This is a genomic window from Marinomonas algae, from assembly GCF_047525555.1.
In the GTDB taxonomy this organism is placed as follows: Bacteria; Pseudomonadota; Gammaproteobacteria; order Pseudomonadales; family Marinomonadaceae; genus Marinomonas.
Genome location: NZ_JBLIXK010000002.1, coordinates 1 through 11,419 on the forward strand (window position 1 = coordinate 1; position 11,419 = coordinate 11,419).

The window sequence follows — 11,419 nt, forward strand, 5'->3', positions numbered from 1 at the left end:
GTCTCGACCAATATAACAATGGTGCTCCAAGCTGAGCTTATGTTGAAGCTTCCTCGTCCCCATTCGAGGATGCTTTAAACGAATACGTTGCACTCGATTGACCACATCATTGTTTAAGTCGTCTTCTTGTTTGGCTAATAAACAGCGTTTGTAATAAGCTTGTCTTGTGATACCAAGATAGCGACAACATTCAATGACGCTAAAACCATCTACTTTCTTTTCTTGGATCGTTTGGCAAGCGGCTTTTTTGACACGTTTACTCCGTAATCGCGCTTTAAAACCATGATCATGTGCTCAAAGAACTCAGCCTTTCTCTTAGTCTCAACCAGCTCAGTCTCAAGCGCTTTAATTCGTTGCTCTGGGGTAAGCTCATTCGCCTCATTCATAAGATCTCCTTTTGGATGTAAAGGTGAAGCACCTTGCTCCCAATTTAGTCGACCATGCTTTCGAAGCCAAATTAAAACAGTTGATCGGCCCTGAATGCCGTATTTACTTTGAGCTTGTTTATAGGTCAACTCGCCTTTTTCTACTTGATCAACAACTGCCAATTTAAAGGCGAAGGAATAGTCTCTCTGTGTACGCTTAGGTGTTGTAGTCATTGCACTCTCCAATTGAAGTATTGAAAAGTGACAACCTTATTTAGGACGGGTCATTCCATAAAAAAAGGACTCTATTTGAGAGTCCTTTTTCATCCCGTTAAAACGAATTAAAGATTGATTCTATTTAGTTTTAACGACGCTTTATCTACATTTACCATTTTAGCTAATGCTTCTTGTAACTCACCCATATTGCTGTATTGAGTCGTTGGATCATATTCGTCTCTAAAATAGTGACCTTCTTTGTTAAATACTTGGCCAAGCTGAAACTTGTCACCCTTTTCACCACGCCCACAAATTAAATAGACATCAAGTTCCATAAATACTCCAACCGTCATCATAAATAAGAACGATTATTATACATATAGAAACAAGGTGAGAAAGACAAAGATCACTAGGAAGAGCCATTTTGTGTGAATCAGAATGAAACACTCTAAACTCTTCTATCTAGTCATTTAAATCACAATGTCTTGTTGTTGACTGAATTCGATGAATGCTTTTTCAAATGCTCTGATGCCTTCTTCAAATTCATTTCTTGTATTGAATCCACCAAGGGAAATTCGTAAGGCGTTTAAGCCAATGGAAACAGTTGACGAACTTGGATGTCGAAATAAATCTGCGGTTCTAACTTTCACGTTTTTGGACAATAAAAAAGCGTTGAATTGGTTTACATTTATGTTATCCGGCAAACTGAGCCATACATTTAAGCCACCACAACGAACACTTAAACCCTGTTTTTCCACCATTACTTTAAAGGCATTTTGGCGATAACGCATTTCACTTTCTAACAAGGACTGGTTATGAATAAAACCTTCATTGGTTAAAAATCGCGCTGCAAGTTCGAAGTTCAACGTAGAAACCATCCAGCACTGGCTGTGTACATTGGCGTTAAATGCTTGTTGCCAATCTTTCGGAACGATTGTGTAGGCGACACGTAATCCACCAGCAACGTATTTGGATAAACTGGAAACATAAAACACTCGATCTGGTGCTTTCTGCTGTAAAGGCAAACGCCAACTTTCTGATAAACAATAGTTCACATCATCCTCAATGATGTAGAAATCGTATTGTCGACTTAACTCCACAATGCGACCAAGCTGATCCTGAGTGTACTGAATGTTGGTTGGATTCTGCATATTAGACGTGATGTAAAGCAACTTAGGTTTATATTGCTGGCAATACTCTTCCAAAACTTTTAGATCTAGGCCATGCGGTGTAATGGGTACGCCTAATGGCTTTACTCGACTTGCATCTACTGCACGAAAAAAGCCTGGGTAGGCTAATTCTTCATGCAATACGTAGTCGCTTTCTTTAGTGAGGATTTGCAAGCAAGTATAAATCCCCTGCTGCGCACCTTGAGTGAAGACAAGGTCGTGTGTTTGTATTGTGATATTTTTTCTGGCTAACCAATCTGTGAACACTTGTTTGTGTTTGGCTACACCTTGAGGTGAATATGTCATCACTTGCGTAACCGCACTCACATCTTGAGCAAGTTCGCTTAGTGCATTTTTCACCAACACCTGCTGACCAAGCATAGGCTGCATACTGGATGCGAAATCATACTCTTTAACCTTAGATCCGTTCAGCTGATCGTTTTTTTCGCTATGATTTCTTGCTGAACCAGGAGAGTTCACATACGTCCCCGCGCCTAATTTCGCAGTCACTAAACCTTTCTTTTCCAACAACTCATAAGCTCTGGTCACTGTGCCATGAGTAATACCTAAATGATCTGAAAGTAATCGCTGTGCAGGCAATTTTTGCTTATCTGGCAGCTCTTCCGCCAAGATAGCTTGCTCAATTAACCACACCAATGCTTTGTATTTTGGCTGAGCCAAACAAGCCTCATCAAACTCTATTTTACTAATATTCAAAATTGTATTCATAACAATAAATAAATTGCCCGTTATTGTATTATGTGAGAATCTTGATGCATACAATAAACCACAAATTGTATCAATACAATTTCCAAATCACATATTGATTTTTTGGACCACTAAAATGAACCCTGCTTTGTTAGACATCTTGCCAGCCCTCATCCTTTTTTGCCTTGTGGCTACGGTAACACCTGGGCCTAATAATATTTTGCTAGCCAATTCCGGTGCCCATTTTGGCGTCCGAAAAACCCTACCTCATGTACTTGGTATTCGTATTGGTATGACTGTATTGCATATTGCTGTTTTGCTTGGCCTAGGCCAAATATTTAAGCATTGGCCTATCCTACATGATGTATTCACGGTCGTTGCCGCCGCTTACATTATTTATATGTCAGCCAAAATTGCTTTCGCAAAACCTCATGATACTAAGAATAACTTACAACCTATGAGCACCAAAGAAGCAGCGCTTTTTCAAGCTATTAATCCAAAATCTTGGTCGATGTTAATAACTGCAAGTTCTGTTTTCACCTTAACCGGAGATCTTTTCTGGCCATCCGCCATAATGTGCCTTATTGCTTTTAACACAGCCACTCTGCCTGGAACTTTTATGTGGATCACCATTGGAAAACTGGTTGCTAGTAAACTGCAGAATCCTGTCTTTCATCGAAACTTCAATCGTTTAATGGGGGTGTTACTGCTAACAACTCTTCCAATGATGTTTCTCTAAAATAAAAAAGGCGACATCGAGTCGCCTTTATAAAAGAAACCTGTTTTATTCCGGTATAACAACTTTCACAACGGAAGAAATGGCCTTTCCCTCTTTTGCCCATTCACTGTGATTGTTCGCATTCAAGGTCACTTTCACCAGGTTTTCGCCCGGCTTTAATGCACTGGTCGGTAAATGGAACCAAGTAGAATAGACTCGAGCATATTTAACGCCGTTTACATAAATATGAGCATGCCCTGAATTATATTCAGGCTGACGATTAATGGCTGCTGGTGTGAACTCAAAATTACGCGCTAAGATTTGAATATTAAACCCACCCATCACATCAGGAAACATTAGATGCGTCACTGATGGAACAGGAAGTGTCTCAGAGACAGGCAACAAAGGATGGTCATGCATTTCCAGTGGATCAAGCATAGTGCTGTCAGATGTATTCATGACATTGTCAGCGGTTTGCTGTGAAGGCAAAAAAGTCATGACAGTCACACTAATAGCCGCACCAATCACTAAATAGGCAATTCTTTCAATCATAGTAAACTCAGTGCTGTGGCGGCGGAGGTAGCGCTGCACGTAACGCTTCTTCTGTTACACCCAGCTTTTCTGCTGCATCTGCAAAGTTAGGCGGCATTTCCTGACCTAATGCTTGGCGGATTTCATCTTGCGTCACATTCAAAGCAACGGCTGCTTCAGAGAAGTCTGGCCCTTGTCCTTGCGGGTGACCTTGTTTAGCGAGATCACCGACATCGCCGTGGTAGCAATTAATCATGTAAGGCGCTTCATCGGCGGTTAAATGATAATGATAAATCCCTTCTGGAAATTCAGGTGTTGGACCAAAATGGCCACTGCATTCATCTAGATCATCATTGGTTACGATGACGCCTGCTGTATCGTGATTTCCATAGACAGGGAATCCATCTTCCAATACACCAATCATTGTTGAATGCTGACCTTCTTGATCAAGCTCCCCAGTGATACACAAAGGAATACCGTGATAATGATAGTTGGTACCATCCACCAAGGTGTGTCCATTACATTCGTCCACAAAAGGAACATGATCATGAACAACATTGTCGTCTAATGCGGTGATAGAACGTTCCATATCTTCATAGTCATTGAAGATTTGCGCACCGGTAATGGCAACACCGATACGACCTAGAGACGTATTAGTAACATCGTCCACATAAGCAGGACGCGTTGTAATCGTGGTGTCAATCTTGGTTTCTTTGAAGTACTCACTTGATTTAACCACGGTAAATTCGTCTGCCGCATTGTCAGAAAATGGCATAGAACCCACATCATTTGGAATCAGATACTTTTCTGCAAAACCATGACTAGGAATCCCATTTGATTGGAAGCGAAAGGTGTTTTCATCATCATTTATGGTAATGGTGACATTATCAGCCCAGTTCGCATTTGCGACCGCTTGTGAAGTATCGACATTACTGCCAGATTTTAATTGCACAGCAGCAAAAGCCATGGCAACTGACGCAAGCGCAACGCCAAGGAGTACTTTTTGTTTCATTCAGTTAGATTCCAAATTTCATTGATTATAAGTTACTAAGAAATATACATAATTAAAAAGTAGACAATGTGAAGACTCACAACAAGAAATGAGAACAAACACACATTCTCTACTCACTTAATCGAGATTTAGAGTACCAACTGATGCATGACCGCTTTTTAAAAGTCAGCCAAGCGAAAGCCTGCAATCTTATGAACTTCATTTAACGCGCGATCAAACTCTGTTTGCCAATCATTTGGCGTTCTTTTTTCAAATCCATCTAATATTTGATCTTTGGTTGCGCCTTTTACCGCCATGATAAAAGGAAAACCGAACTTGCTGCGGTATTCATCATTTAATTGAAGAAAGCGAGCCAATTCTTCATCGCTGCATTGATCCAAACCGGCACCAGCTTGCTCAGATTTTGATTCGTTAGTCATAGTACCCGCCAACGCTGCTTTTCCGGCTAAGTCTGGGTGAGCACGCAACAGCATCAATTTTTGCTCGTCTGTGCTTTGATCTACCACCTCTTTCATGGCTGCTTTAACTTTCTCGATGTCATCGAAATAGTCTTTTGGATGCTCGGCTTTTTGTCGCCACACTTGCTCAGCAACCCAAGGAGAGTGTTCATACACACTTCCAAATAAAGAAACAAAGTCCGCTTCGTCTAATGAATCAAACAAGACTTGTTCGTTTTGCATAATCGCTCTCCAACACCTAATAAAATACGGGGTAATCGCTCTTTCATTGCCATCGATCACTAAAAACTAGATAAAACAAATGGCACACATATTGATTATCATGAAACAATACTTTCATTGTTTGTTAATATCAAAAAATAATACACAGAAAGTGTCTGCAAAAAACAGGCAAACTCTTTTTATGACATCACTTAGCTAAGGAAACATTATGGGCTACTTAACAACACATATTCTCGACACAACAAAAGGCATAGCTGCGGCTAATGTTGAAATACAGTTATTCAAGCACAATGCTGACGGCCAACGTACTCTCATCCACAGCACAGTTTCAAATAGCGACGGCCGATGCGATAAGCCTTTACTAGAAGCTGACAACTTTACCGCTGGCGTTTATGAACTAGAGTTCGCGATTGATGAATACTTCGCCAAGCAAGGTATTGAATCGAAAGAGCCAAGTTTCTTAAATACCGTTGTTATTCGCTTCGGTATCTCTGATGAAGCAGCTCATTACCACATTCCTTTGTTGGTCTCGCCTTATTCGTACAGCACTTATCGCGGCAGCTAGCACTTATTACGCACCAAAAACAAACAAAGCACCAAAAAAGTTCATCAGACACATTAAAAACGGAAAATAGTCGCTTAACTAGCTTATCTTTGGAAAAGGATTTCCATTCCAAAAAGATCAATAAAACAAAGGTTTCACATTTTATTTTATGGTAACTTTTGTTTCATGGTACGCATTTTGCGTTTTAGATTGCAAATAGACACAGAGGAAATGACATGAAAGCATTAATCATTGGCGCTGGCATCGGCGGCATGACCGCAGCAGCGGCATTAAAACAACAAGGTATTGATTGTGAAATTTTTGAAGCCGTAAAGGAAATCAAACCTGTTGGTGCTGCCCTTTCTATTTGGTCTAACGGTGTGAAATGTATGAACCATTTAGGCATGGGTCATATTATGGATGAACTTGGTGGTCCGATGCATAACATGGCTTACCATGATGGTTTAAGTGGCGAAGTCATGACTCAATTCAGCCTTAGCCCATTAGTGGAAGCCGTTGGCGAACGTCCTTGTCCTGTTTCAAGAGCCGGATTGCAAAGCCAAATGATTGATTGGTGGGGCCGCGATAAGATCCAATTTGGAAAGCGCATTGAAAAAGTTGAGCAAACAGACACAAGCGTAACCGCATATTTCACCGATGGAAGCTCCGCTACGGGCGACTTTATGATTGCGGCAGACGGCACTCACTCCATTGTTAGAACCCATGTTTTGGGCTACCAAACTGAACGACGTTACGCAGGATATGTGAACTGGAATGGTTTGGTTGATATCGATGAAAACATTGCTCTAGCTGACCAATGGACAACATTTGTAGGCGAAGGCAAACGTGTTTCCATCATGCCAATTGCTGGCGGACAATTTTACTTCTTCTTTGATGTGCCATTGCCTTTGGGCTTGGAAGAAGACAGATCCACAGTCGTTTCTGACCTAAAGGGTTATTTCGAAGGTTGGGCAGAACCTGTACAAACACTGATTGACGCCATTAATCCAGAAACAACCAATCGTATCGAAATCCATGACATCGAACCATTTGATACGCTCGTAAAAGGCAACATCGCTTTGCTTGGTGATTCTGCGCACAGCACAACGCCAGATATCGGCCAAGGTGGTTGTTCCGCCATGGAAGACTCTGTTGTATTAGGAGAATGCTTCGCAGAAACAAAAGATATTGTCGCTGCTCTTAAAAGCTATGAAGAGAAACGTCGCTTCCGAGTGAAAGACCTAGTCTTAAAAGCTCGTAAACGATGTGATGTTACTCACGCCAAAGACCCAGAGGAAACGCAAGCTTGGTACGATGAGCTAAGAGTAGAGAAAGGTGACAATATTATCGAAGGCTTACGTAACACCATAATCAATGGCCCGTTGGGCTAAACAAGACTCAATATCAAATAACTAAAAAGGTGGGCATTTAAATAATGTTCACCTTTTTTATTTTGCTTTCTCTTTTAATTTTGCTACCAAAACCCTTTCCTAAAAATACCTTAAAGCAGCCATTTCTAACCTAGTTGCCCTTCAATCATTATTAAAAATTTGGTTCATCTCACAAATATTTACAAAACATTTAATTTAACCGATAAAAAACTACCTAACTTAATAATCACGCTATAAGATATAGCAATCCCCTAGTAAAACCGATAAGGAAACCACCTCTATGACGGCTAAAGGCAAGTTACTTGGATACATAGGCGCTTTGTTTGTATCTGCAATCTTAATTGTATCCGCTACAGGCTATTTCAATTTCAAATCAGCATCTGACCAAAACGCTACCGAGAAATTAAAAATTGAATCCTTTCTTATTTCCAACGCAATAGATCAAAGGGTACAAAGGTACTTTGACAGCCTAGAAGCCATTCGAAATGATTTAGCCATCGACAAAACTGGCATCACGGATGTAGAACCAACCGTTAAAAAATTCCAAGAAATGAAACAGTCTCTTGACGTTTCCTCTGTTTATGTAGGCCTTGCCAGCGGCATAACCTATACAGAAAATGGAGAGCTAGCGAACTTTAACGCCAAAGACCTTAACCGAGAGTGGTTTAGACGCATCTTTGGCGGTGAAAAACGCATTATGACAACACCTTTTAATGCGGCGGATGGCACATTTTCAATGGCATTAGCCGTACCGATTTTGCGAAACAATGAGGTTGTATCGACTTTAAATATCAACCTTCCAGTTGATGCCATCACTCGTTTTGCGGCAGGTCTTTCTGAACTAAACCAACTTATTGTCAGTCGATCTGACGGCTTCATTTTGGCTTCGCCCGATACCGAAAGCATAGGCAAAAATGTCTTTGAGCTTTTCCCATCATTTAAAGAGCATTACAACAAAGACGTTAGCCAACATTCATACTACCATCAGGGTGAAGATTACCTTGTTAGCAGTGCAAAAGTGGCTTCTTTAGGTTGGACGGTTTGGGTATGGGATAAAACCAGCCATATTAATGCGCCTTCAAATTCCAATCTAATCGAAGGTTTAACCTTATCCATTATTTTGATTTTGATCTCTCTCGCGATCATCTACTTAACTGTTGTTAAATTGATGTACAAACCGATTGGCGGCGAACCAAAAGAAATCGAAGAACTTGTTAAGCGTGTTGCGAACGGTGATTTAACACTGAATACACAAGTGACAGGTCAAGAAACAGGGGTTTATGCAGCCACTATTTTGATGATAAATAACCTAAAATCCATTATCCGTAACATCGATAATGCGACTGGGCAGCTTAAATCTTCTTCAGACAAGGTTTCTGAATCAGCAACTAAGACAAACCAAAGCTCTGAAGATCAAATGGTGCAGTTAGAAAACACATCAACCGCCATGAATGAAATGACCATGACGGCTGAAGAAGTAGCCCGCAACGCAGTACAAGCATCTTCTGCGGCAAAAGAAGCGAATCAATTCTCTGATGAAGGTATCAAAGTCGTTAAAGAAATGAATGACGATATTGCCACTCTATTGTCTGGTATTGAAAAAGTAATGCTTGTTACTACGAAACTTGAACAAGAAACCCAAGGCATTGGCGCAATCCTAGAAGTCATCGATGCGATATCTGAGCAAACCAACCTACTGGCATTGAACGCAGCAATTGAAGCAGCTCGTGCTGGTGAACATGGTCGTGGCTTTGCCGTCGTTGCCGATGAAGTTCGTAACCTTGCTAACCGCACTAAAGAAAGCACAAACGAAATCCAAGGTGTGATTAGCAGTTTACAGGGTGAAGCAAAACGCTCTGTTCAATTGATGAATAGCAACATGGAAGATGCGAAAACAACCGCGAGTAAATCAGACGATGCTAACAAAGCACTGCAATCTATCAGACAATCTGTCTCTGTGATACAAGACATGAACGTCCAAATTGCAACCGCCGCAGAAGAGCAAACTCACGTTGCGTCTGAAATTAACGTCAGCATTGTTTCCATTAACGACCTTGCTAAAGCAACTTATGAAAGTTCCAACAGCAACAAGAACATGGCATCTGACCTGACTAACTTAGCGCTAACATTAGACAAATCGGTAGATGTGTTTAAGTTGTAACTTAATGTTAGACAAATGAACGTCTTTTAATTAAGACGTTCTACTGCAACAAAGAAAACGCCACCTGTACAAAATATCGGTGGCGTTTTTTTACCTAAAAAGTCAAAGGATTATCTATGTTAGGCTTAACCGTTTGGGGCTTATCTCTTGGGCAAGCACTGTTAATTACAGGCAATATTTTACTCGTCTCTGTAACCGCATTGGTTGGTAATGAGATCAGTCCATCAGCCGACCTTGCGACGGTTCCTGTAGCACTGCAATTCATCGGTCTAATGGGAGCAACCTTACCGGCTGCATTATTGGTACGCTTGCTCGGTCGAAAGAAAGTCTTCTTGATTGGCAATAGCATCGGTTTATGTGGTGCCGCTCTGGCCTATTATGCTTTGAATCAAAGTGATTTTTGGCTGTTCTGCCTGTCCACTTTCTTACTTGGTGTTGCCATCGGCATTGGCCAGCAATATCGCTTCGCAGCGGTTGAAAACAGCCCAGAAGGTAAAGGCCCACAAGCCATCAGTTTGATCATGGGTGGCGGTGTATTGGCCGCTGCACTTGGTCCTAACCTCGCCGTCTGGTCTGAATACATCATTCCAGATACTCAATACGTTGGTGCTTTTGCCGCCTTGTTTGTGCTTTATGCAATCACCACATTACTCGTCGCTGTTCTGCCACTGAAACCAGCCAGCCTTGAAGAGCAAACGGGCACTCCTCGCTCATACAAAGAACTACTTAGCCAGCCGCTACTGCTGGCTTCCATTATCTCTGGAGCAATTGGTTACGCCGTCATGGTCTTGATTATGACAGCAACGCCACTTGCCATGCACAGTCATGGATTTCATTTCGGACACACGGCCAGTGTGATTCAATGGCATGTGCTAGGTATGTTTGCTCCGTCATTTTTTACTGGCTATTTAATTAAAAAATTCGGTACTAGCAATATTGTTCAAGCAGGTTGCCTGTTGCTGATTGCCTGCATTCTGCTAAACCAATTTGGCACCTCTTACTGGTACTTTTGGACCGCATTAGTTTTTCTCGGCATCGGCTGGAATTTCACTTTTATCGGTGCAACCAACCTACTCACGCAGACTTATCAACCAGCGGACAAGGCAAAAACTCAAGGCTTGAATGACTTTTTGGTATTTGGCTCTTCCGCCGTGGCAAGTATTCTTGCAGGCTATTGGCAGAGTTTATTTGGTTGGGAAGTTTTGAACTTATTAATGCTACCAGCGATTTTCATTGCCATGTTTGCTGTTTACCTCAGTATGAAACGATCAAAGTAAGTCATTTAGATTAAAAATCAATCAAACTGAACAATATACACACAATAAATAACGGTAAGAAATACTGGAAGGAGATGTAACCAATAAGAACGTTTTGCCATCTTTTTCCATGCAAAATACAACACAGTCAAAGCAACAATGATGCTAGATAATGGAATGACTATAAAAGATAGAGTAAAAATAAGATCTTGAAATTCGCTAATCTCATTGTTGTTTACAACGCCTGCCGCAGAAAAAATAACGAACATGGCCGTCATACCTGCAAAAGAGAGTTGCGCGAAAGTCATTAAGAAAAGTACAAAGTAACGCATAAAATCGGCCTATTCTTTTTATATTGAGCACTTACGTAAAGTAAATAGCCAAGAAGACCATATTAAATGACAGCTACAGAGAAAATGCCACTTCAATAGATTTTATTACGCTAGCCACTTCAGGCAATACGCTGATATTGTCACCTTGCATATCTTTAAACAAAGCAAAAATAAAAGGTCGTTGTTCAGGATAATCTTGCAACCAAGCATGCAAACGAGCCTGTACGTCTAACATCTGCATATCCTCCTCAACGGGCACGCCAAGGCCTTTTAACTTTTCAATAAAATCCACTTCATCGATTAAATCTACAATCATCATAGAAGGCTTACTCCTAA

Annotated in this window: 12 protein-coding genes and 1 pseudogene; 5 read left to right on the forward strand and 8 right to left on the reverse strand. The window is 41.0% G+C overall.

The features are described from left to right. The 3 genes and pseudogenes from ACMUMQ_RS04315 to ACMUMQ_RS04325 form a co-directional block, all read right to left on the reverse strand. Nucleotides 1–599, reverse strand: a pseudogene (locus tag ACMUMQ_RS04315) (transposase family protein); the annotation flags it as partial. Between the two features lie 107 nt (nt 600–706). Further along, nucleotides 707–916, reverse strand: coding sequence for a hypothetical protein (locus ACMUMQ_RS04320; RefSeq protein ID WP_414680786.1), 210 nt, complete (start codon nt 914–916; stop codon nt 707–709). 135 nt (nt 917–1,051) lie between these two features. Next, nucleotides 1,052–2,479, reverse strand: a complete 1,428-nt coding sequence (locus ACMUMQ_RS04325; protein WP_414680787.1) for an aminotransferase-like domain-containing protein — start codon at nt 2,477–2,479, stop codon at nt 1,052–1,054. A 115-nt stretch (nt 2,480–2,594) separates the two neighbouring features. Between ACMUMQ_RS04325 and ACMUMQ_RS04330 the strand changes: the two genes are divergently transcribed. Continuing rightward, entirely contained in the window at nt 2,595–3,197 is a 603-nt protein-coding gene (locus tag ACMUMQ_RS04330) for a LysE family translocator (RefSeq protein ID WP_414680788.1), read from the forward strand. A 45-nt stretch (nt 3,198–3,242) separates the two neighbouring features. On the opposite strand, the gene ACMUMQ_RS04335 is transcribed toward ACMUMQ_RS04330, so the two are convergent. From ACMUMQ_RS04335 to uraD, 3 genes are all read right to left on the reverse strand, one after another. Beyond that, on the reverse strand, nt 3,243–3,728 hold the full coding sequence (locus ACMUMQ_RS04335) for a hypothetical protein (RefSeq protein ID WP_414680789.1): 486 nt from the start codon (nt 3,726–3,728) through the stop codon (nt 3,243–3,245). A gap of 7 nt (nt 3,729–3,735) precedes the next feature. After that, a complete protein-coding gene (locus ACMUMQ_RS04340) occupies nt 3,736–4,719 on the reverse strand; it encodes a YHYH protein (RefSeq protein ID WP_414680790.1) in 984 nt (327 codons plus the stop codon). A 158-nt stretch (nt 4,720–4,877) separates the two neighbouring features. Beyond that, nucleotides 4,878–5,399, reverse strand: a complete 522-nt coding sequence (uraD, locus tag ACMUMQ_RS04345; RefSeq protein ID WP_414680791.1) for a 2-oxo-4-hydroxy-4-carboxy-5-ureidoimidazoline decarboxylase — start codon at nt 5,397–5,399, stop codon at nt 4,878–4,880. A 208-nt stretch (nt 5,400–5,607) separates the two neighbouring features. Between uraD and uraH the strand changes: the two genes are divergently transcribed. The 4 genes from uraH to ACMUMQ_RS04365 all read left to right on the forward strand — a co-directional run bounded on the left by uraH (nt 5,608) and on the right by ACMUMQ_RS04365 (nt 10,772). Beyond that, the gene (gene uraH, locus ACMUMQ_RS04350) at nt 5,608–5,964 is read left to right on the forward strand and encodes a hydroxyisourate hydrolase (protein WP_414680793.1); all 357 of its coding nucleotides are present in this window, start codon (nt 5,608–5,610) and stop codon (nt 5,962–5,964) included. Between the two features lie 215 nt (nt 5,965–6,179). Continuing rightward, complete coding sequence (hpxO, locus tag ACMUMQ_RS04355) at nt 6,180–7,334, forward strand: FAD-dependent urate hydroxylase HpxO (protein WP_414680794.1); 1,155 nt, start codon at nt 6,180–6,182, stop codon at nt 7,332–7,334. A gap of 280 nt (nt 7,335–7,614) precedes the next feature. Beyond that, nucleotides 7,615–9,495: a methyl-accepting chemotaxis protein gene (locus tag ACMUMQ_RS04360; RefSeq protein WP_414680795.1), complete on the forward strand. Its 1,881-nt coding sequence runs from the start codon at nt 7,615–7,617 to the stop codon at nt 9,493–9,495. A gap of 116 nt (nt 9,496–9,611) precedes the next feature. Beyond that, nucleotides 9,612–10,772, forward strand: a complete 1,161-nt coding sequence (locus ACMUMQ_RS04365) for an MFS transporter (protein WP_414680796.1) — start codon at nt 9,612–9,614, stop codon at nt 10,770–10,772. Between the two features lie 17 nt (nt 10,773–10,789). On the opposite strand, the gene ACMUMQ_RS04370 is transcribed toward ACMUMQ_RS04365, so the two are convergent. Both ACMUMQ_RS04370 and ACMUMQ_RS04375 read right to left on the reverse strand, forming a co-directional pair. Further along, nucleotides 10,790–11,083: a hypothetical protein gene (locus ACMUMQ_RS04370; RefSeq protein ID WP_414680797.1), complete on the reverse strand. Its 294-nt coding sequence runs from the start codon at nt 11,081–11,083 to the stop codon at nt 10,790–10,792. A 73-nt stretch (nt 11,084–11,156) separates the two neighbouring features. After that, the gene (locus tag ACMUMQ_RS04375) at nt 11,157–11,402 is read right to left on the reverse strand and encodes a hypothetical protein (protein ID WP_414680798.1); all 246 of its coding nucleotides are present in this window, start codon (nt 11,400–11,402) and stop codon (nt 11,157–11,159) included. Nucleotides 11,403–11,419 lie beyond the last annotated feature (17 nt).